Source organism: Prevotella pallens (assembly GCF_900454935.1).
In the GTDB taxonomy this organism is placed as follows: Bacteria; Bacteroidota; Bacteroidia; order Bacteroidales; family Bacteroidaceae; genus Prevotella; species Prevotella pallens.
On the sequence record NZ_UGTP01000001.1, the window covers coordinates 656,108 to 680,900 of the forward strand.

At 38.1% G+C, this 24,793-nt stretch carries 18 protein-coding genes and 1 tRNA gene; 12 read left to right on the plus strand and 7 right to left on the minus strand.

Annotation, left to right across the window (positions count from 1 at the left end; translation table 11 throughout):
• The first annotated feature begins 26 nt into the window (after positions 1-26).
• Entirely contained in the window at positions 27-944 is a 918-nt protein-coding gene (locus tag DX009_RS02910) for an IS982 family transposase (protein WP_115082805.1), read from the plus strand.
• Positions 945-1,491: 547 nt separating this feature from the next.
• On the opposite strand, the gene DX009_RS02915 is transcribed toward DX009_RS02910, so the two are convergent.
• Entirely contained in the window at positions 1,492-1,830 is a 339-nt protein-coding gene (locus DX009_RS02915) for a MerR family transcriptional regulator (RefSeq protein ID WP_006045472.1), read from the minus strand.
• 94 nt (positions 1,831-1,924) lie between these two features.
• On the opposite strand from DX009_RS02915, the gene alaS reads away from it, so the two are divergent.
• Positions 1,925-4,588 (plus strand): alanine--tRNA ligase, encoded by a 2,664-nt coding sequence (gene alaS, locus DX009_RS02920; RefSeq protein WP_181792308.1) that lies wholly within the window; start codon positions 1,925-1,927, stop codon positions 4,586-4,588.
• A 721-nt stretch (positions 4,589-5,309) separates the two neighbouring features.
• Here the strand turns inward: alaS and DX009_RS02925 are convergent.
• Together DX009_RS02925 and DX009_RS02930 are read right to left on the minus strand one after the other, a co-directional pair.
• Positions 5,310-6,185, minus strand: a complete 876-nt coding sequence (locus tag DX009_RS02925) for a formylglycine-generating enzyme family protein (protein WP_006045470.1) — start codon at positions 6,183-6,185, stop codon at positions 5,310-5,312.
• 314 nt (positions 6,186-6,499) lie between these two features.
• Positions 6,500-7,030 (minus strand): T9SS type A sorting domain-containing protein, encoded by a 531-nt coding sequence (locus DX009_RS02930; RefSeq protein WP_006045469.1) that lies wholly within the window; start codon positions 7,028-7,030, stop codon positions 6,500-6,502.
• A gap of 1,198 nt (positions 7,031-8,228) precedes the next feature.
• Between DX009_RS02930 and DX009_RS02935 the strand changes: the two genes are divergently transcribed.
• The 7 genes from DX009_RS02935 (at position 8,229) to DX009_RS13150 (ending at position 13,834) form a co-directional block, all read left to right on the plus strand.
• The gene (locus DX009_RS02935; RefSeq protein ID WP_006045465.1) at positions 8,229-8,849 is read left to right on the plus strand and encodes a DUF6621 family protein; all 621 of its coding nucleotides are present in this window, start codon (positions 8,229-8,231) and stop codon (positions 8,847-8,849) included.
• 13 nt (positions 8,850-8,862) lie between these two features.
• Positions 8,863-10,101 carry a saccharopine dehydrogenase family protein gene (locus DX009_RS02940; protein WP_115082955.1) on the plus strand — a complete coding sequence of 413 codons (1,239 nt, stop codon included), beginning with the start codon at positions 8,863-8,865 and terminating at the stop codon, positions 10,099-10,101.
• A 36-nt stretch (positions 10,102-10,137) separates the two neighbouring features.
• Entirely contained in the window at positions 10,138-10,458 is a 321-nt protein-coding gene (locus DX009_RS02945) for a TfoX/Sxy family protein (RefSeq protein WP_115082956.1), read from the plus strand.
• 25 nt (positions 10,459-10,483) lie between these two features.
• The gene (locus tag DX009_RS02950) at positions 10,484-11,512 is read left to right on the plus strand and encodes a radical SAM protein (RefSeq protein ID WP_115082957.1); all 1,029 of its coding nucleotides are present in this window, start codon (positions 10,484-10,486) and stop codon (positions 11,510-11,512) included.
• A 13-nt stretch (positions 11,513-11,525) separates the two neighbouring features.
• Positions 11,526-12,548 carry a recombinase RecA gene (gene recA, locus DX009_RS02955; RefSeq protein WP_006045461.1) on the plus strand — a complete coding sequence of 341 codons (1,023 nt, stop codon included), beginning with the start codon at positions 11,526-11,528 and terminating at the stop codon, positions 12,546-12,548.
• Between the two features lie 213 nt (positions 12,549-12,761).
• Positions 12,762-13,124: a hypothetical protein gene (locus DX009_RS02960; protein WP_245944571.1), complete on the plus strand. Its 363-nt coding sequence runs from the start codon at positions 12,762-12,764 to the stop codon at positions 13,122-13,124.
• A gap of 548 nt (positions 13,125-13,672) precedes the next feature.
• A complete protein-coding gene (locus DX009_RS13150; RefSeq protein WP_181792309.1) occupies positions 13,673-13,834 on the plus strand; it encodes a hypothetical protein in 162 nt (53 codons plus the stop codon).
• 76 nt (positions 13,835-13,910) lie between these two features.
• On the opposite strand, the gene DX009_RS02970 is transcribed toward DX009_RS13150, so the two are convergent.
• Positions 13,911-13,986 (minus strand) — tRNA-Lys (locus DX009_RS02970).
• A gap of 306 nt (positions 13,987-14,292) precedes the next feature.
• Here DX009_RS02970 and DX009_RS02975 point away from each other — a divergent pair.
• Genes DX009_RS02975 through DX009_RS02985 form a run of 3 tightly spaced genes read left to right on the plus strand, consistent with a single transcriptional unit; the run spans position 14,293 to position 19,975 of the window.
• On the plus strand, positions 14,293-15,369 hold the full coding sequence (locus tag DX009_RS02975) for an efflux RND transporter periplasmic adaptor subunit (protein WP_006045458.1): 1,077 nt from the start codon (positions 14,293-14,295) through the stop codon (positions 15,367-15,369).
• Positions 15,370-15,372: 3 nt separating this feature from the next.
• On the plus strand, positions 15,373-18,570 hold the full coding sequence (locus tag DX009_RS02980; protein ID WP_115082959.1) for an efflux RND transporter permease subunit: 3,198 nt from the start codon (positions 15,373-15,375) through the stop codon (positions 18,568-18,570).
• A complete protein-coding gene (locus DX009_RS02985; protein ID WP_115082960.1) occupies positions 18,557-19,975 on the plus strand; it encodes a TolC family protein in 1,419 nt (472 codons plus the stop codon). Before DX009_RS02980 ends, DX009_RS02985 begins: the two co-directional genes overlap by 14 nt.
• Positions 19,976-20,496: 521 nt before the next feature.
• Here the strand turns inward: DX009_RS02985 and DX009_RS02990 are convergent.
• The 3 genes from DX009_RS02990 to DX009_RS03000 all read right to left on the minus strand — a co-directional run bounded on the left by DX009_RS02990 (position 20,497) and on the right by DX009_RS03000 (position 24,231).
• Positions 20,497-21,525 carry a porin gene (locus DX009_RS02990; RefSeq protein ID WP_115083799.1) on the minus strand — a complete coding sequence of 343 codons (1,029 nt, stop codon included), beginning with the start codon at positions 21,523-21,525 and terminating at the stop codon, positions 20,497-20,499.
• A gap of 116 nt (positions 21,526-21,641) precedes the next feature.
• On the minus strand, positions 21,642-22,613 hold the full coding sequence (locus DX009_RS02995; protein ID WP_115082961.1) for a YitT family protein: 972 nt from the start codon (positions 22,611-22,613) through the stop codon (positions 21,642-21,644).
• A 757-nt stretch (positions 22,614-23,370) separates the two neighbouring features.
• Positions 23,371-24,231 (minus strand): enoyl-ACP reductase FabI, encoded by an 861-nt coding sequence (locus DX009_RS03000; RefSeq protein WP_115082962.1) that lies wholly within the window; start codon positions 24,229-24,231, stop codon positions 23,371-23,373.
• Positions 24,232-24,793 lie beyond the last annotated feature (562 nt).

Here is a 24,793-nt window from a genome sequence, read left to right on the forward strand (position 1 = left end):
ATCAATAACTTACAATTAATATAGCGATGATTACCAAAGACAAAATTACCGAAATCTTTTGTATTGCAGATGACTTTTGCAAAGAATTTGAGTCAGAAATTGATAAAATAGGGCTTCCTAATGATACCAAGTGTAAGCATCGCCTTCGTAAATGGCGTATGAGCAAGTCAGAAATCATAACCATAATGATCTGTTTTCATTTTAATTCTTATCGTAACTTTCAACATTATTATATGTTCTTTATCAAGGAGCATCTTGCAGATATGTTTCCTCATCTGTTATCCTATAATCGTTTTTTGGAGCTTGAAGCTAGAGTTTCGGTAGAAATGATGATGTTCTTGCAAATATGTTGTTTTGGCAGATGTACTGGTATTAGCTTTATTGACTCTACCTGTATCCCAGTCTGCCATAATAAACGTATTTACCGCAATAAGGTTTTTAAGGATTATGCTACCAGAGGCAAAAGCACAATGGGTTGGTATTTTGGATTTAAACTGCACCTTATATGCAATGAACGAGGGGAAATTCTCAACTTTATGCTTACCAAAGCCAATGTAGATGATAGAGATGAGAATGTCTTTAATAGGCTGACTGATAATGTTTTTGGAAAATTATTTGCCGATAAAGGATACATCTCTAAGGGACTATTTGAAAAATTATTCAATGATGGCATTAACTTGGTAACAGGTATAAGAAGTAATATGAAAAACAAGTTAATCCCAATATATGATAGACTGCTTTTAAGAAAAAGATCTGTAATTGAAACTATCAATGACGAACTGAAAAATGTAGCACAATTGGTCCACTCTAGACATAGAAGTGTACTTAATTTTGCTATGAATGTATTATCAGCAATGGCTGCATATAGCTTCTTTGAAAAGAAACCTGAAGTCAATTTAGATTTCTGCATAGAACAACACAACGGTCAACTTTCTTTGTTCTAAAAAAACAGTTTGTTTTTGATAAAAAGGAGTAGCCTCAATCTAAGACGATTGAGGCTAAATGGGTTTTAGGATAAATAAATTAGAGTAATAAAAAGAAACTTATCCCGAGTTCAGGTTAATAGAAAAAAGATAGAGAGTGTTATAATTAGAGTCTATTATTTACTCACAAATCAAATAGAAATATCTCAGATATCTGTCGTTCACGTCTTAGACGTCTGTCATACTTGTTTCAGACGTCTGAAACGCGCGTGATAGACGTCTGTTAGTTGCAGATTAGATATCATAGCAAATTGGCTCCTTTATAATGCAGTGTTATAATAGGCGTAAAGTATTTATTCAGGTGATGATTGTGCTGTTCTTTATTCTGCAATGTTTCGATTCAGATTCTATTATAAGCACCTGAACAGCAATATATTATTCTTCGTTTAGTTATATTTGAGAGAGATTAATTATGCTTGTCCTCTTTTCTATCAAGCTTACACTGTTTCTATTATATGTCAAAAGTTTCGTTAGTATATATATAATATATATAAGGTGTAAGCAATAACTACACTAAGCTACTGAGTTGAGCTTTCAGTTCTTTTAATTGGTCGCGCACCGATATCAAACTCTCAAGCACTTTCTGACTTTTATCAGCTCCACTACGATTTTCTTGCAACATTTTACGTGCCGCAGCAATCTTAAAGCCACGTACCTTCACTAAATTGTAGATAATCTTTATCTGTTCAATATCCTTATCAGTATATTGACGAACACGATTTCCAGTGGTTTTCGGACGTAGATGTGGAAACTCAGTTTCCCAATAGCGAAGTAAACTTTCTGACACACCAATCATCTGTGCCACTTCTTTTATAGAGTAATATAGTTTACGCAAATTATCTGTCATAGTTCAATCATTCATCAATTCGTTTGCAAAAATAGTGAAAAGTCAGTATCTTTGCAATACTTTTATATGAATTTTAGAAAATAAGTAGATGAAAATGATGACAGCGAATGAGATCCGCGACTCTTACAAGAAGTTCTTTGAGTCAAAAGGACACGTCATTGTACCGTCCGCACCAATGGTTATTAAGGACGATCCAACACTAATGTTTACTAACGCTGGTATGAACCAGTGGAAAGATATAATACTTGGGACGAAAGATCCAGAACCACGCCGCCGTACAGACTCACAAAAATGCTTACGCGTAAGTGGCAAACACAACGATTTAGAAGAAGTTGGACACGACACTTACCATCACACTATGTTTGAAATGCTCGGCAATTGGAGCTTTGGCGATTACTTTAAAGAAAAAGCAATCGACTATGCGTGGGAATATTTGGTAGATGTTTTGAAGTTAAATCCAGCCGATTTGTATGTTACTGTGTTCGAAGGTAGTCCTGAAGACGGTATTCCTCGCGATGAAGAAGCTGCCAAATATTGGGCTAAACACCTACCAACAGACCACATTATTGATGGAAACAAGCACGACAACTTCTGGGAAATGGGAGAGACAGGTCCGTGTGGTCCGTGTTCGGAGATACACGTAGATTCTCGCAGCAACGAAGAGAAAGCACAAATACCTGGACGTGAGCTTGTAAACAAAGATAATCCACAGGTAATTGAGATTTGGAACATTGTTTTTATGCAGTTCCAACGCAAGTCTGATGGTTCGCTCTCACCCCTTTCAATGCACGTTATTGATACAGGAATGGGCTTCGAACGCCTTGTACGTATGTTGCAAGGAAAGAACTCTAACTACGATACCGATATATTCCAACCAACCATTAAGGAGATAGAACGCTTGAGTGGAAAGAAGTATGGCTTTACTACACCATCGGGCGAAAACGGAGAAGCGACGACTGAACAAGAGAAGATAGACATTGCAATGCGTGTTATTGCCGACCACATGCGTGCGGTTGCTTTCTCTATTGCCGACAGTCAGTTGCCTGGCAATGCAAAAGCAGGCTACGTTATTCGTCGTATCTTACGTCGTGCAGTGCGCTACGCCTATACATTCTTAGATCAAAAAGAGGCATTCATATATAAGTTGCTCAACACATTTATTCACGAGATGGGTGGCGCTTATCCAGAACTGACGGCTCAACGCGAACTTATAGCTCGTGTTATGAAGGAAGAAGAAGACTCTTTCTTGCGTACGTTAGAAAAAGGAATAAACCTTCTGACTACCGAAATGGACGAACTGAAAGCACAAGGCAAGACCGAACTAAGTGGAAAGGAGGCTTTCAGACTATTCGATACTTACGGTTTTCCGCTTGATTTAACAGAATTGATTTGTCGGGAACACGGTTTCAGTGTAGACGAGAAACAGTTTGAGGAAGAAATGGCACAACAAAAGGCACGTGCTCGCAATGCTGCAGCTGTAGAAAACAGCGACTGGGTAGTATTGCGCGAGGGCGAACAAGAGTTTGTTGGCTACGACTACACTGAATACGAATGCCACATTTTGCGTTACAGAAAGGTTACTCAGAAGAAAAATACTTTCTTTGAACTGGTGTTAGACCACACGCCTTTCTATGGCGAAATGGGTGGACAGGTTGGCGATCAAGGTGTATTGGTAACCGAAGACGAAACCATTGATATTGTGGACACGAAGCGAGAGAACAATCAAAGCATTCATATAGTAAAGCAATTGCCCAAGAACGTAGAGGCAGACTTTATGGCGTGTGTTGATACCGACAAGCGTGATGCTTCGGCTGCTAACCATACAGCAACCCACTTGTTAGACTATGCGTTGAAACAAGTATTGGGAGAGCATTGCGAACAGAAAGGTTCGTATGTTAGCCCAGACACTTTGCGCTTCGATTTCTCACACTTCCAGAAGGTAACCGATGACGAATTGCGTCAGGTTGAACGTCTTGTTAACGATATGATACGTCAAGACTTCCCATGTGGTGAGTATCGCGACACACCATTGGAGGAGGCGAAAGAAATGGGAGCAGTGGCATTGTTTGGCGAAAAATATGGCGACAAGGTACGTGTCATTAAATTTGGTCCATCGTGCGAGTTCTGTGGTGGTATTCACGCAACGTCTACAGGTCGTATAGGTTTCTTCAAGATAATTAGCGAAAGCAGCGTGGCTGCAGGCGTCCGCCGTATCGAGGCGCTTACAGGTAAACGATGCGAGGAGACAATATACCTGCTCGAAGATACTGTACGCGATTTGAAGGCGATGTTTAACAATGCGAAAGATTTGCGAGGTGTTGTTGAGAAATATATTCAGGAGCACGATGTTATGAAGAAACAGATGGAGAACTTCCGCCAGCAAACCGTATCTCGTCTTGCAAACAGTTTGATAGAGAGTGCTCAAACTGTGAATGGAGTGAAAGTGGTGAAAGCTGTGCTCCCAGTAGAACCAGCTTCGGCAAAAGACATTGTTTTTAAAGTGCGTGCTGCAATCCCTGAAAAGCTCCTCTGTGTATTGGGATCAACTTACGAGAACAAACCCTTACTCTCTATTATGTTGAGCGACGATATGGTGAAAGATTACGAATTGAATGCAGGTAAGATTATTCGCGAAGCTGCAAAACTTATTAAAGGTGGTGGCGGTGGACAACCTCACTATGCACAAGCTGGTGGAAAAGACGTTGAAGGCGTAACAGCAGCTGTAGACAAAGCCATAGAATTAGCTAATCTACATTAATTTTCCATATATAATTATTTCAGAGTCTCGTTGTTTATGAATGAACAGCGAGACTTTTTTGTATCTATGCCTAAACCAGTTTTCATACCACTTTAGCCTACCACAATTCTACAAAATGATGTTCACTGCAAAGTGTTTTAATGGTTTAATGGGAGAGAGATAGCGAAATTATAAGCAACACCTATTGGTTGTTTATCTGTTGAATAGAATACTTTATATATGTAGAAAAGGTAGTAAAATATAGTTCTTTTGTTTCAGACATCTGTAACGTTCGTCTCAGACGTCTGTAACGTTCGTCTCAGACATCTGTAACGCTCGTTTTAGATATCTATCAGGTGTGGTTTAGATATCATAAAAAACTGCAACCTTTATGATGTTATATTATAATGCCTAAAAGATGTTTATTCAGATGGCGAATATAATTTTTCTTATTCTGTAATATCCTGATTTATATGTTGCTATGAGCTTCTAAATAATAATATGTTCTTCAGAATTTTGTTATATAAGTATGGAAGTTGTTACAAGCTTTCTTTTTTACAAAGACCCCCTCACTTCTTTTCTATTGAGCCGTTCTAATATAAATTGGACATTAGCGACTCAGCTCTAATGCCCAATTGAAATTTATATAGTTCTTATCTACTATTAAATGAATATTCTGGTGTGTACTCCACACATTATAGGTATGTTTGTTTCTCTCTACGACTTGTTTTGTGGAGCAAGATTACTTTATTAATACAATGCGAAAGCCTGCATCGTCTAATCTACTATTGTGTTCGCTTCCTCCACGATAGGCACTGCGACACTGCATTGCGCGACTTGTCCAACTTCCTCCACGCAGTATGCGGTAGGTTCCGTTGTCAGGACCTTTGGGGTCAGTCTGTTCGCCTTGTGGATAGTCATCGTACCAGTCGGCACACCATTCTTGTACATTTCCGTGCATATCGTAGAGACCCCAGCTGTTCGGTTCGCCTACAGTTCCAACAGCAACGGTTTTCTTTCTATACTCTCCTTGATCGTTGTTGTTGTATGGATAGTTGCCATCGTAGTTAGCATCGTTTGTGGTTATATTGTTTCCAGTATAAAATGGTGTGGTTGTTCCAGCCTTACAAGCATATTCCCATTCTGCTTCTGTAGGCAGACGGCAGCCTATCCATTGACAGAAAGCTGTAGCATCGTCCCAACTTACATCGATAACGGGCCTATTTTCGCGTCCCCATGTATAGTCGCTTGGCTTCTGACGTCCTGTTGCTTCGCAAAACTTGTCGTATTGTTCGAAAGTAATGGGGTATTTACTCATATAGAAATCTTTGGTTATTGTAACCTTGTGCTGTATTTCTCCTGATTCGCGTTGAGGTTCATCGTTCGGACTTCCCATTAAGAATGACCCCGCAGGAATCTTTACGAACTCAATGCCTAAATCTTTTGGTGTAACTGGTTGTGTGCTTGTTTTAAAGAAGGTTACGTCTTTTACCTTTTCTACAGCAATTGTGTCGAATGTTCCGTCGCTGTGTGCCACAACCATTTTCCAATTTTGAGCACAAACATTTGCGGCAAGCATAAAAGCTGCCATAGTGCAAAATAGAAGTTTCTTTTTCATAGTTCAAATGCTTTTAATTTTTATCTAGCGATAAAATAAGTGCATATCTTACCATCTACGATAAAATGTTGTTAATGTAATATTGTGATATAGCTGAATGGTGGTTGTACTAATTCTACCTTTGTTAAAGCAGAAAAGACCATTGTTTTTGTTTGTTTTGCCTTTATAGCAATTGTCTGTTAGTTGTTGTTATAGCTTTTAGTATTTTGTGTTTTGGCATTATTGCAGAAGAACCGTTTTGGGCGATATGTAGAAACAGAAGAATCCGATTCTTTGGAGTCTGTATTGACTTACCAAAGAATCGTTGTTCGTATTTATTTCTTCAACCATTTAAACGATTGTTTCCCCGTATTTACAATGTAAACCCCAGCAGGTTTGTTGCGCATATCTAGCTGAGCAGTTCCATCTTTGCCTATTTCTACAACGGCAACTCGGCGACCTTCGAGGGTAAACACTGTAATGCGACTTCCCACAGGATACTGTGTGAAATTAGCAATACCTTGTGTAAAGTCTGTTTGACCTTGCTTTGTGCTACTATTCTCTGTCTGTTTAATTCCTGCAGGATTGCGTTCTTCAAAGTGGTAATCCTTAATATCTTTCAACGCAAAGTTTAGTTGTTGATTTTTGTAAATCACAGCTAAGCTATCAGCGAAGTTCATTAGTTTCGGACTTTCTCCTAAGAAGAATATATTCTCGCCTCCATCTTGCAGTTTAACAACAATGCAAGTGGCTTGGTTCGCATCGTTTTGCAATGCCTGTTGTTTTTTTGTTGCGTAAGCAGAAGTAAATATGCTTCCCAACAACACGACAACTAAAGTAAGTAAAAGTTTTGTTTTGAGTTTCATATTGTTATATGTTTGTTATGATATGATGAATAGATGATAATAATAATCAAATTCTCTGTTCTTTGCAAAAATAAAGATTATAATCTGAATAGGCAAACTAATAGTTCTATTTTATTGTTTTTAACTAATATATTTAGTGTACACATACACTATACATAATGTATAAAGGGTTCTACCGCTATAGAAAATAAGTGTAGCGATTTTGAGAAAGAGGGCTACTGTTATGATTCTTAATTTTATATAATAGTGGCTTAAGCAACCCATTTCTGTTCAGTAACTTATTATATTTATAAGCGAAACATTGTAGCATAAAAGAACACCTAATCTTCATCTGAAAGAATATCTTTCAAGCATTATAATATGACCTTATAAAGGCTGTAGTTTTCTATTATATCTAAATAGAAAATAATAGATATCTAAGACGCAACTGACAGATATCTGAAACAAACGTTACAGATATCTGAGACAAACGTAATAGATATCTGAAACAAAAGTAGCTAATATTTGGTATGTTTTATAAACATTTTAGCAGTTCTATTCACTTGGTTTGTAAACAATGGTTGCTACTAATAATTTCTATACTTATATCCTACTGAATCAGTTTCTTTATTATACTCATTAGCCACAACTCTTCTCATATCTTCAGACTTTGTAATGCAACATTTTAATCGCAACATAATGTAACATAGCACGTCGTTTTGTACAGCAAAAAAGACATAATAGTAGAGAATACAATTACCTATTATTAAATTATATTTACGTTATGGCATAATCATATTTTTATACGCAACAAACGCTATTACCAGAACTTAGATAATACGTACAAAATAATGATTTTATACGCATCTAAATATCATTATAACAGCATTCTATACAATGTGCTGTTTGCTACCTATACATAGAAATCAATGTCTTTACAACTTTTGGAGCATATATACCAACGATATTCCTTGAATGTACCTTTAATATTTTGTATATCATGTGTTTATACCTACAAATGCGCAATAAATAATAGGCAATTCTCTCATCTTATTCTTTTGTAACAATAACTCGCAATGCTTTTAGAAAGCAAGTTAGAAACCTTAATAAGTATTATACGACATTCTCTATCGATTTTACGTAGAGAATGTAATAGTAATAAACAAAAAAATGCTGAAATAGTTTTGGCATTTACGTCTTTTAATGTAACTTTGTGGCAATGAATACACAAAATTCACAGAATATTAAAATGAGTGAAAACATCATCATTGTCGATGCCGATTATATCGACAAGGTGGCGTTCAACCTTATTGTAAACTTTGAGCGAATGCTCAATAGAAAGATTCCAGCAGCCGACTTTAGCCAATGGATTGTAGATGTTGCTCTTGACGGGCGGTTGAAGCCAGGCAATCACGAAACACAAGTAGTGCTCTTGCACGATAAGAATAAAGCTACGTTAGAAAACTTTGTACCTTCCGACTTTCAAAGAGAACTGGATAAACAGGCTTTCGCTGATGAAAAGCTGGGCGAATTTATAATTAACACTATCGCAACAGGTAGTGCTTTAGCAGAAAAAGACGATGTTTTGCTCGATGTGTTGCGCATTGCACTTAGCCACGATGAAGTACATCGCATTATGCTTGTGCCAAATGCAGAAGAAGGTAACATCTGTAGCGTTATCCGTAATACAGTGAAAGACGTGGACGATGAGCATAAACACATCACTCTATTTGCAATGATGCCTATGGAGGGAGGTAACTTTAAACAACAAATATTAGGCTATTCGTTAATGAATGCAATGGGGATAACATCGCAAGAAATAGATAAAAGTATAAGATAAAATAAATTATAAAATGGGAAGAGTACTTATGATTGGTGCAGGTGGAGTAGCCACCGTAGCCGCATTTAAGATAGTTCAGAACCAAGATGTATTCACCGACTTTATGATAGCAAGCCGGCGTAAGGAGAAATGCGATGAATTGGTGAAGTCTATTCACAACAAAGGTTATAAAGCCGATATTAAAACAGCACAGGTTGATGCCGATGATGTGGAACAATTAAAGGCACTTTTCAATTCGTTTAAACCAGAATTGGTGATAAATCTTGCGTTGCCATATCAAGACCTTACTATTATGGAAGCTTGTTTGGCATGTGGTTGCAACTATTTAGACACAGCTAACTACGAGCCAAAAGACGAAGCTCATTTTGAATACAGCTGGCAATGGGCATACAAAGAAAAGTTTGAACAGGCAGGACTTACAGCTATTCTGGGTTGTGGCTTCGACCCCGGAGTATCGCAGGTATTTACAGCCTATGCAGCAAAACACTATTTCGACGAAATTCACTATCTCGACATTGTAGATTGCAATGCAGGCAATCATCATAAAGCCTTTGCAACAAACTTTAATCCAGAGATAAATATTCGCGAAATCACACAAAAAGGTTTATATTATGAGAATGGCGAATGGATAGAAACAGAACCATTAGCCGTGCATCAAGACTTAACCTATCCTAATATAGGTGCACGCGATTCGTATTTAATGCACCACGAAGAATTAGAATCGCTAGTTAAGAATTACCCAACCATTAAACGTGCTCGCTTTTGGATGACCTTTGGTCAGCAATACCTTACTTATTTGGATTGCATACAGAATTTAGGAATGAGCCGTATTGATGAGATAGAATACGAAGCTCCACTTGCTGACGGATCAGGGAAGAATGCAAAAGTGAAGATTGTACCGCTTCAGTTCCTCAAAGCCGTACTACCCAACCCACAAGACTTAGGCGAAAATTACGATGGAGAGACATCAATAGGTTGCCGTATTCGTGGTATTAAGGACGGAAAGGAACAGACTTATTACGTCTACAACAACTGTAAGCATCAAGCTGCATACGAAGAAACAGGTATGCAAGGCGTTAGTTACACAACAGGAGTGCCTGCAATGATTGGCGCAATGATGTTCTTTAAAGGTATTTGGCGTAAACCAGGTGTGTGGAATTTGGAAGACTTCGACCCAGACCCATTTATGGAACAGCTAAACAAGCAAGGTCTGCCGTGGCACGAAGTGTTCGGTGGCGATCTGGAATTGTAGGATTTGAATATTAAAGAAACGGAACAGTAAAACGATATGTCGTGTTCGTTAGACTTTATTGAGTTTGTTTGCCAACAGATAGAAGCTGTTGGAGCAATCAGATACCGCAAGATGTTCGGCGAGTATATGATATATGCCAACGAAAAACCTGTTATTATAGTTTGCGACAATATTGCTTTCGTGAAGCAACACAAGGCAATTGAGACTTTAATGGCAGAAGCAGAAAAAGGCTATCCATACGAAGGTGCAAAAGAACACTACATTCTCGATGTATCAAGAGCAGACCACGCAGCAAAGGTTGTAGCCATCTTGGCTGAGGTGTTGCCCTATCCTAAGAAGCGAAAGAAGAAAGAATGAACAGCGGAAGTGGTGTATAATAAGCATGAATATCTATAAACTTCTGAATGTCTATCAGCGAATTAATAGCCCGAAAGTGAAGCTTTTGGGCATTTTAGCACTTCATTTGGGTAAACAGAGATATCTCAGTATCAATATAGATCCAGTAATGTCGTGCAACTTTCGCTGCAAGATGTGTTACTTCAGCGATGCCGAAGCTGCAAAGAATATGCACGGAAAGTTTACCACAGACGATTTAGAAGTTATAGCAAAAGCTTTGTTCCCACGTGCACTTCGTTTGCAAATTGGTTGTGGCGCCGAACCCACTATGTCGCAAAACTTGCTACAGTTGGTGAAATTGGGTAAGCAATATGGCGTGAAACACATCACAATCACTACCAATGGAAATCTGCTTACTTATGAGAAATTGCAAAAACTGGTGGAAAATGGTCTGACAGAGATAACTATTTCGGCACATGGGTTTACTAAGAACACTTACGAGAGTTTAATGACAAATGGTAAATTCACTTTGTTTACAACACTTATTGCTAATCTCTCACGAATAAGAGTAGACTTTCCCGACTTTCGTATTCGTTTGAATTATACCGTTAACACTGATAATGCAGCAGAACTGATACATATAAAAGATGTGTTCAAAGACACTAAGCCTAACGTGGTGCAAATTCGTCCGATACAGCGTATAGGAAAATCAACATATAACAACTTCTCATTACAGTCCATAAGAGGAAACTATAATCAATGGATTACACCTGTTGTAGACTACTGTAAACAGGAAGGTATAACATGTTTATATCCTACGCTAGCATCATTAGATACCATAGAAAGCATAAACTATACAGAAGAAAAAACTAACTCGTTAGCAGACTCGCTTCCTTATTTCTACATTGCTCCCTATGAAGGTTGGAAAAGAAAAATAGATCCTTATAGTGAAAGCTTTGAAGACTATGCACACCGCACACATCGAACTCGTACCATTCTGGAAGCATTGGTAGGAATAGGTAACACAAAAGGAGAACGCTCTAAAACAAAGAGTTTAACTTATCAAGTAAAATAATATAAAGAAATATATGGCAAAAGACGAAGTACAGAATGCTGCAGAAGGTAAACTAAAGGCCTTACAAGCAGCAATGTCGAAAATAGAGAAAGACTTTGGTAAAGGTTCTATTATGCGAATGGGCGACGAACTTATAGAAGATGTTGATGTAATTCCTACTGGTAGCATAGGACTTAATATGGCATTGGGCGTAGGAGGATATCCACGCGGCCGCATTATAGAGATTTATGGACCAGAAAGTTCAGGTAAAACCACTCTTGCTATACATGCCATTGCCGAAGCGCAAAAGGCAGGAGGCATTGCGGCTTTTATAGATGCCGAACACGCTTTCGACCGCTTCTATGCGCAGAAGTTAGGTGTAGACGTTGATAATCTATGGATTTCGCAACCCGATAATGGTGAACAAGCCTTAGAAATAGCCGATCAGCTTATACGTTCATCGGCTATAGATATTCTTGTTGTAGATTCAGTGGCTGCACTTACGCCTAAAAAAGAGATAGAAGGCGATATGGGTGATTCGAATGTTGGATTACAAGCACGCCTTATGAGCCAAGCTTTGCGTAAACTAACTTCTACTATAAGCAAAACAAACACTTGCTGCATCTTTATTAATCAGCTACGCGAAAAGATAGGCGTAATGTTTGGACCATCGGAGACTACTACAGGTGGAAATGCGCTGAAGTTTTATAGTTCGGTGCGTTTAGACATTCGTCGTGCCTCGTCTATTAAAGATGGCGATGATATTATAGGTAACCACGTGCGAGTAAAAATTGCAAAGAATAAGGTAGCACCACCATTCCGTAAAGCTGAATTCGATATACTCTTTGGTGAAGGAATATCGAAAGTGGGCGAAATACTCGACTTAGGCGTAGAATTTGATATTATTCAGAAGAGTGGTAGCTGGTTTAGCTACGGAGGCACTAAATTGGCGCAAGGAAGAGATGCTACTAAAACAATGCTAAAAGATAATCCAGAACTTACAGAAGAAATTACAGGCTTAATACATCAGGCTATATTAGCACAGCAGCATTCATAATTTATAAAGAACATATTGTAGAGCGAAGAAAGCAACAACACAATTAGCTTTCTTCGCTCTTTTTATATCTAAACCACAGTCAGTTCAGTATACTGCAACATCATTACACATTATAAATACCATAACTCTCTGTCAGCTTTCATTTTCTTGTGCTATCTTTATGGTATTTTACTTAATGTAGCCTCTGGAACGGCTGGTTCTATAAGAGTAAAGTTGTTCCCAACAAGAGTAAAATCGCTCTATAAGTACACCAATGTTACGGCACTTGTACGTGCAAACAAGGGCTTGTTCTTGCCTGTTACGGGTAGACGTATGTCCTTATCTCCTATGATAGGATTAAGAGATATGAACTATGGAGCAGGTGCATACGCACAGTATATGACCTCAACCTCCAATACAGCGAGTTCGTCGAGAGACTTCTTCTTCGGTCCAACCGAATGGAACTTGTCGCCAAATGGTAAGGCTCAGGCTAAGGCTATTCGCCCTGTTTGGATATCAGGTGAGGAAGATTCAAACCACAAGCCAATACTCGACCGGGATTATCTGAACCTTCAGAACACGTTAAAAATATGGTAAGACTATAAGGTAACACCACTTTGATATAGAAAATGGTATGCAGTTCGGCTGTATACCATTTTCTCTTTATATCCCCAAACCAAAGGCAAACCATTTGCCGAAGTTAATAGAAAATTGCTTATTACATCGTAACGTTCTGTTTAAATGCACATTCATTCGAAGTTATATACCGCTATAACGATATTTCCACAACAGTGTAATGGCATTTGTAGACTTATTAAACGATAGTTTACGACTTATTGTATTGTATTATTTACGTGTAAGTAAAACTTTACTTACGTGTAAATAAAGTTCTACTTACGTGTAAATAAAGTTTTACTTACACGTAAATAAAACTCCCACACCTATATGTAATTGCTCTTGCAGATATAAGCGATATACAAATATGTTGAGAGAGAAAATTATAGCATTAGTGTGTTTGTATACTATTTTAAGCAAAATGGATAGTTAGAAACCGAATAAGCTTTGCCCCATAGCCTATTAGTTTGGTATAGATGAGCGAAAGCCACAGTTTTTTTAGTATTATAACAAAGCCATTTACAAGCAATATGTTTGTCCGCATAGAAAAGTGTCATAGCAACTGCCAACGTATAAAAGCTATCGCCATGCACTTTGCAGCCAACAACAGTTTTACAAGCGGCATTAGCCATACCACACCAATGCACTTGTTTTTAATGTCTGCATCTGCTATTGCTCGCGTAAGAAAATAAAGAAATTCTATGCTGTTATAAATGTGTGGTATATAAACAAAAAGAGAATAATCGTTGCGATTATCCTCTTTTTGTTTGGTGATCCGCATGGGGCTCGAACCCATGACCCCAACATTAAAAGTGTTGTGCTCTACCAGCTGAGCTAGCGGATCTCCTCTTTACTTCGTTAAAGCGAGTGCAAAGGTAATAAGATTTTCTTATTGTACCAAATAATTTATGGATTTTATTGAATGAATAGATAAATATTGGCTATATATGGGGTATATTGGAAGAATTAATAAGGTTTAAAGCAGCCCATCTGTTGCATCTAAAGTATAAAACTATATTGCGTTTTATTTTTGATATAAAAAAAATAGGTAGAATTGTAACACAATCAAATCAAATTACTATCTTTGCATTACATTTTGATAAGGTCAAATTTACGACCTCTAATAGAGATAACACTACATTATATATAAATGAAGAGAGTTTTTGGTATTACACTGCTCATAGCACTAATGCTATGTAGCTGCCATTCTAAGAAAGAGAATCAGGAAACGGCTGCCGTCTACAGTTCAACTACACCGTTGGTTACCGACATAAATCTTCCTGAAACCTATGTGGCAAACATTCAATCACTAAAGAACATAGAAGTACGTTCTCAACAAGAAGGTATTCTTCAGCAAGTTTACGTCAATGAAGGGCAATACGTTAAAGCAGGGCAACCATTGTTCCGACTTGCCATTGTGGGTGCTGACGAAGAGATAGCCAAGTCGAAATCAGCCCAAGAACAGGCTCAAATAGAGCTACAAAACACAAGTAAGCTCACAGAAAATAATGTTATATCGCCCAATGCACGCCGTATGGCAAAGGCAAAATTACAGTCGGCAGTGGCAGACTATCGACTTGCTGTTCAGCGCAAACGCCTTTCAGTTATCCGTGCCCCCTTCTCAGGCGTCTTAGGTCGTATTCCTGAAAAGCTGGGAAGCTATATTCAGCAAGATGATTTGCTTACAACACTATCGGACAACACACAGATGCAAGTATATTTCAATATCTCTGAGACGGATTATCTTGACTTCCAAGAACACCCCGAACGTTATATGCAGCTACCATTGAAGCTGATTTTGGCGAATGGAAGCACATTTCCAGCACGTGGAAAGATTGCTGATATATCTGGACAGTTCGACAGTGCGTCGGGTACAATATCTGTTCGTTCGCTCTTTACGAATGCACATAATCTGCTGCGCAATGGCCAGACAGGCACTATTCAGTTACTCTTACAGAAGAAAAATGCCATTGTTATTCCACAAGAGGCTGTTTATGAGCTACAAGATAGGAAGTATGTTTTCGTTGTAGACAAGAATAATGTTGTTCATCAAAGACAGATACAAATAGCTGCAGAGCTAACAGGAATATACATTGTTAGCTCAGGTTTAACAGTCAGCGACCACTATCTAACGGACGGGATACAGAAGGTAAACGATGGCGACCACGTTCGTACACGCTTCGTATCACCTCGCGAATCAATTAAGTTGAACAAAATAGGCATTTAAAAGATGTTTAAGATTTTCATTCGACGTCCGGTTCTATCTATTGTGATAGCACTGGTTATTGCCTTTATTGGTATTCTCTCACTGTTTAATCTCCCCATTACACAGTTTCCTTCTATCTCTCCACCGAAGGTAAATGTTATTGCCAACTATCCGGGAGCAAACAATGAATTGCTTATTAAATCGGTTATCATTCCATTGGAGCAGGCGCTAAACGGTGTGCCGGGAATGAAATACATTGAAAGTGATGCAGGAAATGATGGTGAAGCCGAGATAAACGTTGTATTCAAATTGGGTACAGACCCTAATGTTGATGCCGTAAATGTGCAAAACCGTGTGTCGGCAGCAACAAACAAGTTGCCACCAGAGGTAATTCGTGAGGGTGTTAAAATATCGCGCGAAGAGCCTAATATTCTAATGTATATCAATCTTTATAGTGATGATCCTAACGTTAATCAGGACTTTCTGTTTAACTATTTCGATATAAATATATCTCCTGAACTGTTACGCGTTGATGGTGTAGGCGACCTTGATATATTGGGTACACGTAGTTATGCTATGCGTGTGTGGCTACATCCAGACAAGATGATATCTTACGGGCTGTCGACTGACGATGTGAGTGATGCTTTGGAAGATCAGAACATAGAGGTTTCACCAGGCAAATTAGGCGAGAGTGGTGGTACACGGCCGCAGGTTAAGGAGTATGTTTTGAAGTATCCAGGACGTTATACTACGACAGAAGAGTATGGAAACATCATCATTAAAAGTAATGCCAACGGGCAGACGGTTCGTTTGAAGGATATTGCCGATATTCATTTGGGTAGTGAAGTGTATGATATTTATTCTACTCTTAACGGTCGTCCATCAGCAGCTGTAACCCTGAAACAAGCTTACGGAAGTAATGCAAGCAACGTTATTAAACAAGTAAAGCAGGCAATGACACACCTCCAGAAGGATATGCCGAAAGGTATGCACTACGAGATTAGCTATGATATTAGCCGCTTTCTTGATGCAAGTATAGAGAAAGTAATACACACGCTGTTTGAAGCTTTCATACTTGTAGCCATCGTTGTGTTCATATTCTTGGGCGATTGGAGGTCGGCGGTTATACCTATTATGGCAGTACCTGTGTCCCTTTTAGGTAGTTTCATTGCTATGTTGGCATTCAACATTACACTCAATATGATTTCACTCTTTGCCCTTGTTATGGCTATTGGTATTGTTGTTGATGATGCCATAGTGGTAATAGAGGCAGTAAATGTAGAAATATCGCGCAATAAACTGTTGCCAGTTGAGGCTACAGAGAAAGCCATGAAAGAAATCAGTGGTGCCATTATTGCTATATCTTTGGTTATGGCTTCAGTGTTTATACCCGTTGCTTTTATGGGAGGACCAGAGGGAATGTTCTACAGACAGTTCTCTATAACAATGGCATCTAGTATTCTTTTCTCAGGATTCGTAGCCCTTACACTTACTCCTGCGCTGTGCGCTTTAATCTTAACTAAGGAACAAGAGAACCATGTTAAGCTGGGTTGGCTGGGCAGAATGCTGCAAAGTTTTAATAAGCAGTTCAATGTTGGCAGTAAGAAATATGCCCATGTATTACAACACACGGTGAAGCATAAGCTACTAACGATGGGCGTTGTACTCGTATTTTGCGCCTTAGCTTATTGGGTAAATATGGGCTTACCGTCAGGATTTATCCCACAAGAAGACCAGGGAATGATATATGCTGTTATTGAAACACCACCGGGTTCGACGATAGAACGTACCAATGAAGTGGCGCATCAGTTGCTGAAAATTGCAGAAAAAGAAGATGGTGTAGAGAGTGTTTCTTCATTAGCAGGCTTTGAAATACTATCCGAAGGCACCAGTGCAAACTCTGGAAGTTGTCTTATAAACCTAAAAGATTGGAAACACAGGAAGCGCACTGCAAAGGAAATTATTCGTGATTTGGAAGATAAATGTAAAGCTATTACAACTGCAAATATCGACTTTTTCGAACCACCATCAATTCCTGGATATGGTGCAGCGAGTGGTTTTGAGATGCGATTGCTTGATAAAACAGGTAACAACGACTACCATCAGATGGAGAAAGTGAGCAAAGATTTCGTGCGAGAGGTTAACAAACGACCCGAAATTGGCAATGCTTTCACATTCTATTCAGCCAGTTTTCCACAGTATATGCTCAATGTTAATGATGCATTGGCACTCCAAAAGGGTGTAGAGCCAGGCAAAGCACTCAACAGTTTGTCTGTACTTGTGGGCTCAGACTATCAAACTGGTTTTATAAAGTTTGGCAAACCATATAAGGTAATTGTACAGGCAGCACCACAATATCGTGCCTTTCCTGAAGATCTTCTACATCTTTACACGAAGAACGATGCAGGGCAAATGGTGCCGTATGCCGACTTTATGACCCTCAGTAAGACCTATGGAATGAGCGAGATTACACGCCATAACCTCTATAACTCGTCAGAAGTAACGGGTGCACCAGCCCCTGGATATTCCAGTGGACAAGCTTTGAAAGCAATACAAGAGGTTGCAGAGAAGTCTCTTCCTAAGGGTTACGACTACGATTGGGCTGGCATATCTAAAGATGAGGTAGACCAGGGTAATACAGCCATCATCATTTTTATTGTTTGTTTGGTGTTTGTTTATCTCATCTTGGCTGCTCAATATGAAAACTTCCTCCTTCCTTTGCCTGTTATTATCTTCCTACCTGTGGGTATTTTCGGTGCTTTCCTTTTACTGAAACTATGCGGATTGGAGAACAATATCTATGCGCAGATAGCTTTAGTGATGCTCATTGGTTTACTGGGAAAGAACGCTGTGTTGATGGTAGAGTACTCTGTACAACGCAAAAACTTGGGCCAGACTATAGCACAGGCAGCCATTGAAGGTGCAGTAGCACGTTTCCGGCCTATTCTTATGACGAGTATTGCTTTCATAGCGGGCCTTATTCCACTTGTGTTTGCATCGGGTGCTGGTGCAATTGGTAACCGAACGATTGGTACAGCTGCCGTAGGAGGTATGTTAATTGGTACGATGGGAGGATTAATCGTCATTCCCGGACTTTATTATATATTTGCCTCTATGGCTGACAAGATTGTGAATTATCAGAAAGAAAAGCCTTTGAGCGAAGAGAAAGACAAACGATATCACAAAGAATCTATTGAAAATAAAGCAGATGACAACGCATAAACTAAGCATATTCACTGTTCTTACAGCTATCTCGTTGCTGACGCTGATGGCATGTAAAACGCCTCAAGCAACACTGCCTAAGGACAACATAAAAGCAACATTGCCAACAGCAACTGCCGATACGGTAACCACTGTATATGTGTGGCGCGACTTTTTCAAAGATCCGGCACTGTGTGCTCTCATAGATACAGCACTCAATAACAATCAAGACCTGAAGATAACACTACAGGAAATGGCAATTGCTAAGAGTGCTATCACCGCCAAACGTGGACAAATGTTGCCCACTGTAACAGCTAATGCAGCTATTGGGGTGTCGAAAGTGGGACGCTATACAAGCGAAGGAGCTGGTAATGTAGGAACAGAACTCACACCAGGACATAACATTCCGACCGTAGTTCCTGATATAGCACCGAACCTTCAGCTCGATTGGAGTATTGATCTTTGGAAGCAACTAAACAGCAGTAAGCGTGCTGCAGTTGAACGTTACCTTGCTACGGCAGAAGGACAACGCATTTTAAAAAGTCAGTTGGTAGCCGATATTGCAGAGAATTACTATGCCTTAGTGGCATTAGATAATAAGCTCAACATCACGTTAAAGTATATAGAACTACAGAAAAAGGCTGTCCAGATAGCCCGCATTCAGAAGGAAGCAGATGCAGATACACAGTTGGCTGTAGAGAAATTTGAAGCTGAACTAGCCAAAGCATCGGCTAATGAGTATCAGTTAAGACAGTCAATAACAGAAACTGAGAATAGTCTGAATCTTCTTCTTGGGCGATTTCCTACACCGATTGAACGCAATAAAGATGCCATCAACCATCAGTCGTTGCCCACATTACAAGCTATTCCAGCCCGTCTTCTATTGCAACGTCCCGACATTCTTCGTGCCGAACATGAGCTGCAAGCTGCCAAATGGGACGTGGAAGCTGCTCGAAGAGCTTTCCTTCCCTCGCTCAATCTGTCGGCTACATTAGGCTTAGATGCCTTCAGTCCAAAGTATCTTCTGCGTCTTCCGGAGTCTGTAGCATTCGGCGTTTTGGGTGGATTGACAGCTCCATTAATTAATAAGAAAGCCATACAGACCAACTTCGATCAAGCCAATGCTATGCAGTTGGAGGCTCTTTATAACTACGACAAGGCATTGCTCACGGCATATAGTGATATGAGTACGCTACAGTCGCGTGCACATAACCTGTCGCAATATCAGGCATTGAAGAACAAACAAGTGCAATCTTTGACTCGTGCAGTAACGACTGCTCAACAACTTTATGCTTACAATCGTGCCACATACCTGGAGGTGTTAGACAGTGAGCGTGAGCAGTTGGACTGTCAGACGGAACTTATCGACACACAACTCCAGCAGATTTCCACACTGATTGATGCCTATCGAGGCTTTTTCTATTAAAGTATAATATGGTTGTGGTATACATCTAAATATGCCCACAAAGTTATAGATATCTAACACGTTCGTTTCAGATATCTGTCGTGTTCGTTTCAGATATCTGTCGTGTTTGTTTCAGATATCTGTCACGTTCGTTTCAGATATCTGTCGCATTCGTTTCAGATATCTGTTTTGGGTACAACAGTAAATAGCTACACTCTATTTCTAAAACAGAGCGTAACTAATCTATTAATCTCAATTAAGCTATTAGAATATTGGTATATTTTGTTTTATCGTTATGCAGATTGATTATCCTTATAATGAGGGTGTAGCAAACCACACAAACTTATAAAGAACATTAATACCATTGGCATTGCAATGAACAATAAATAGGAAGCAATTATATTAACACGGTATAATGATATTATAATATAATTGCAGGTTTGGGTAAAAAATAACGAACCAACACTTATCGCAAGTATTGGTTCGTTTCCTATAAATTTTGTGAACTACTTATTTAAATCTATCTTTAACTTATATTTGTGTTAAAGCACTTTTCCGCGCCAAGTTACACCTACATTAACTTGCGACATCTTGTCTTGTACCACGCCTTCTGGGTTAGTGTTTTTACCAAATGCGTAGCTGTAATAGCCGTGTATTCTTATATTCTTCTCTTTTAGCGGATAGTATTCTACACCTGCACCAATGCGAGTGAGTTCTGTTCCATCGTGTAACGCTACATCAGCATCTGTTCCTGCATGATTCACTTCGTAACTTGCTTTTGCAAAAACGTTTACTTTCTCAGTAGGCTGATACGATAACTGGCCAATAATAGAACAATCTTTACCAATGAAACCCTGTCCTGATGCAGCACGGTTCCAATAATCAAACTCTAATTGAAGGTTGTTTGTGAAATGAAATTTGTTGCCTAACGAAATATAATTTATGAATTTATGTGGAGCATATTCCGACATATTTGCCGACCAAAATGTTTCCCATATACCATGTCGTCCGTTCCATAAAATGTTATAGGCATACATTTCAGCAGCTTTACCAGTTTTGTTCTCGTATATTTTTTGATACGGACTTTGGCAAATCTGTGTTAAGAAAGTATCGTTTCCACTATTTGTTGTATATTCGCCAATTAATCCCCATTGGTAACAAGGGAAGTTATAACAAAACTCAGATAAGAAATAACAATCAATAGGTGCTGGTAATAACTCGTAGCCTGCCACCAGTACAATATATTTTCCCGCCATAAATGCTACGTTCTTGTTAGGTTTATATTTTAAGTAAAGCCAATCGGTGGAATTAAAAAAGTTGTAGTCCTTATTAATCCCATTCAATCGATTACGAAATGCATAGGAAAACTTAGGTGAAATATCACCTTTTAAAATAACATTCACTACATATCCTTTAAAACCACTCTGGTCCTTAATATGCTTTCCATCTATGTTTGTACGCATATAATCAGCTCTTGCTTCAAATTGCAGGCTAACTGGTTTTGTTTCTTGCGCCATAGTAATAGTGGAAATCCACAATAACATAAGTGAAATTATATTTCTAATATTCATAATATGTTTGTTATAGGTCGTGTTTATATCTTTTCTTTTGTAAAGAGACAGCATATTGTTACACTGTCTCTTTACTCTGATATAAAACTATAGTATTAATTACTTTTAATGTGTATTTAATGTTTAGTCTTCTTATGTTTATTCCATAATCCACGCACTTCGCTCACAGTATCGGTAGTGCAGAATGAGTCTATTTTCTCTTTTCCAAGGAATGCCATAAGGTTTGATAACTCTTCGTTGTTTAGTATAATCTCTAACTGTACACTCTTCTGATGGCTGAAACCACCAATAACTTCGTGCATCGTAATACCACGATGAAGTGTATTGAGGACATAATCTTGAATGCGCTCGTGATCTTTTGAAATAACAAAAACACGATTCTTCTTATTCATTCCCATCATAAAATGGTTCAAAATAAGTCCGTTCATCCATGTACCAATAAGACCTATTATTACCAGGTCTGGAGTATTAATGGCAAAAGCTGTACAGCAGATAGCTCCACCAGCAACAGTTACCGATGTTCCTAGATTGATGCCAGTGTATTTATTGATAATCTTTGCCAGAATATCAAGCCCACCAGTAGAAGCGTTAATACTGAAAAGAATACTTTGCGAGGCACTCAATACCAAAACAAAACATAACAAATCAAACCACGGATTAGTTACTATCCCATGACTTGCAAGATGTTGCGTAAACATAGATTCGCTCATAGGAAAGATAGTACCAATGAAATCTACCATCGGACCAAGTATGAATGCAGTGTAAACCGTTTTAGCTCCGAATTCATTCCCTATTAAAACGAACGACAGAACCAATAGGACAGCATTAATGATGAAGATAACATTACCAACAGAAATGAATGGTAAGAGTTTTGAAATTACGATAGAAAGACCTGTGATAGAACCTACAATAAGTTTACTTGGGATAAGGAAGAAGTAGACACCAAGGGCTGCAACAAACATACCAAGTGTCATAATAATCAGTTCCACCCAAAACTTCTTAGTTTTTAACAGCTCTCCAACCTTCGAAAGACCATTACTAATAGCTGCTGCTGAGAATGGGTTTACCTTCTTAGAAATTTGATTCATAATTAAAATCGATTTAAGTTAGATTGTTCTTATATTTTTTTGTTTTCTCTAATTAATGCATGTGCCTTTCAATTTCTTAGAGTTAGCAAGATAAGGCAACTGTAAATGCGGTACAAAATTACATTATTTAAATGAGATAACAAATATTTAGTAGTAAAAATAAAGTTCTACTTGTAATTTTTCACTGTTTTCATGTTTATAAGCCAGTAATAGCCTATATAAAGAGCAATCATTCGGTTTATTTCTATTATTCATCTTAGCTTTCTTCTTTTGATTTTAGAGATACAAGGGCTGTATATTCTCTTTATTGAATATTGACATTTAGACAGTAGTAATAAGGTTATTTGGGGCTAATTACACCTTATTATATAGAAGAACTTCATATCACAATATAACAACTGTCTTATTGTTTTGTTCAGCTTAATGTTACTTTGTTTTGTAACAAACAATAGTGAGTGTGTTTTTTGAGATAATTTATAATCTATAATGCGAATAAATATATTGCTATTAAATTGTAACCTATGTGTTGTTAGTTATGCTATAAAACTGAAATAAAAGACACAAAGCGTATTTATAAAGCTTGTTATTATGACACTTATAAATAAATGGTTTCAATTTGTAAGTAAACTCTTTCATTACTTTTGAATAAATAGCGCAATAACGTGAGTTAGTGCTGTAGAGTGTATATAAAAAATAAAGGGACAATGATCTTCGCATCGTCCCTTGTTATCTGTGTGTTTTTTATATGTCAAAATATTTATCCGTAGATAATCTTTCCGTTCTCATCTTTATATTCGTCTCCAATACCTTTTTCATAGGTTGTCATTGCACGAAGACTCATACCAATGTTAGAGAAACCGCCATCGTGATAGAGATTTTGCATTGTAACTTTCTTTGTTAAGTCTGAGAACATAACAATACAGTAGTCTGCACATTCGGCAGCAGAAGCATTACCAAGTGGCGCCATACGGTTAGCAAAGTCGTACAATTTATCCATTCCCTTTACGCCCTGACCAGCAGTAGTCATTGTAGGAGATTGTGATATTGTGTTGATACGTACATTCTTCTCGCGACCGTATATGTAACCGAAGCTACGTGTAATACTTTCTAGTAATGCTTTTGCGTCTGCCATATCGTTGTAACCAAAGAATGTACGTTGCGCAGCGATGTACGATAGAGCTAGAATAGAACCATAGTCGCTTATGGCATCAAGTTTCTTAGCACTCTGAATCATTTTATGAAATGATACAGCCGATATGTCAAGCGTTGTATTCAACATATTATAATCCAGATCGTCGTATGTGCGATGTTTGCGAACGTTTGGAGACATACCAATAGAGTGGAGTACAAAGTCAATTTTTCCACCTAGAATTTCCATTGAACGCTTAAATACATTCTCTAAATCTTCTACATTTGTAGCATCAGCTGCAATTACTTCGCAATTCAGTTTCTCTGCTAATGAATTAACAGTACCCATTCTAACGGCTATAGGAGTGTTGGAAAGTGTTATTGATGCTCCTTCTTCTACAGCTCGTTCTGCAACTTTCCATGCAATTGACTGCTCGTTGAGTGCACCGAAAATAATGCCTCTTTTACCTTTTAATAAGTTATAACTCATATTATTATCCTTCTAAATTGGGTTCAAAGGTAATAATTATTGTTGAAAAACTAACCTATTATATTGTTAAATAGACTTTCTTTGTGTAATCTGCTACGTCTGCCACCTTTTATTTAGAAGCTGTCAAGTGGAATTTTATTGTTGAGCTACTTTACTGTTTTGTGTATGAAACTAAAAGATAGTTGATGGTTGTTGTTAATGATACACTAACATATTTTGTACATCTCAAAGTGTTTACTATAAAAAATAGCCGAAACTTCTGCATATATAAAGAATTGCGTAAAGTTTGATTTTTTGTCGATACTAATCTGTTTCAGTGCATCGATATATTTCTTGATAATCCTCGTCAGACCACTAACTTTTATCTCTACAATATTGTTTTACTTCTTCTGATAATATAACTCGAATAGTTTTTTTATTCAATCGGTTCATTAAATCGTAATATGGTTATATCTTGTTAATACCATTTATTTTCTATTGATATCTTTGATTTACCTTATAACCTGGAATAGTTTGCTACACATTTGTTATAAAATAAGTCTATCTATTTAACAACGGACAA

What these genes read in the sequence shown, in the direction of transcription:
- DX009_RS02980 (WP_115082959.1), top strand. Translation starts at nt 15,373, where the DNA reads ATGTTTAAGATTTTCATTCGACGTCCGGTTCTATCTATTGTGATAGCA.
- DX009_RS02910 (WP_115082805.1), top strand. Translation starts at nt 27, where the DNA reads ATGATTACCAAAGACAAAATTACCGAAATCTTTTGTATTGCAGATGAC.
- DX009_RS03000 (WP_115082962.1), bottom strand. Translation starts at nt 24,231, where the DNA reads ATGAGTTATAACTTATTAAAAGGTAAAAGAGGCATTATTTTCGGTGCA.
- DX009_RS02935 (WP_006045465.1), top strand. Translation starts at nt 8,229, where the DNA reads ATGAATACACAAAATTCACAGAATATTAAAATGAGTGAAAACATCATC.
- DX009_RS02945 (WP_115082956.1), top strand. Translation starts at nt 10,138, where the DNA reads ATGTCGTGTTCGTTAGACTTTATTGAGTTTGTTTGCCAACAGATAGAA.
- DX009_RS02950 (WP_115082957.1), top strand. Translation starts at nt 10,484, where the DNA reads ATGAATATCTATAAACTTCTGAATGTCTATCAGCGAATTAATAGCCCG.
- DX009_RS02990 (WP_115083799.1), bottom strand. Translation starts at nt 21,525, where the DNA reads ATGAATATTAGAAATATAATTTCACTTATGTTATTGTGGATTTCCACT.
- alaS (WP_181792308.1), top strand. Translation starts at nt 1,925, where the DNA reads ATGATGACAGCGAATGAGATCCGCGACTCTTACAAGAAGTTCTTTGAG.
- DX009_RS02925 (WP_006045470.1), bottom strand. Translation starts at nt 6,185, where the DNA reads ATGAAAAAGAAACTTCTATTTTGCACTATGGCAGCTTTTATGCTTGCC.
- DX009_RS02915 (WP_006045472.1), bottom strand. Translation starts at nt 1,830, where the DNA reads ATGACAGATAATTTGCGTAAACTATATTACTCTATAAAAGAAGTGGCA.
- recA (WP_006045461.1), top strand. Translation starts at nt 11,526, where the DNA reads ATGGCAAAAGACGAAGTACAGAATGCTGCAGAAGGTAAACTAAAGGCC.
- DX009_RS02995 (WP_115082961.1), bottom strand. Translation starts at nt 22,613, where the DNA reads ATGAATCAAATTTCTAAGAAGGTAAACCCATTCTCAGCAGCAGCTATT.
- DX009_RS02940 (WP_115082955.1), top strand. Translation starts at nt 8,863, where the DNA reads ATGGGAAGAGTACTTATGATTGGTGCAGGTGGAGTAGCCACCGTAGCC.
- DX009_RS02985 (WP_115082960.1), top strand. Translation starts at nt 18,557, where the DNA reads ATGACAACGCATAAACTAAGCATATTCACTGTTCTTACAGCTATCTCG.
- DX009_RS02975 (WP_006045458.1), top strand. Translation starts at nt 14,293, where the DNA reads ATGAAGAGAGTTTTTGGTATTACACTGCTCATAGCACTAATGCTATGT.
- DX009_RS13150 (WP_181792309.1), top strand. Translation starts at nt 13,673, where the DNA reads ATGTTTGTCCGCATAGAAAAGTGTCATAGCAACTGCCAACGTATAAAA.
- DX009_RS02930 (WP_006045469.1), bottom strand. Translation starts at nt 7,030, where the DNA reads ATGAAACTCAAAACAAAACTTTTACTTACTTTAGTTGTCGTGTTGTTG.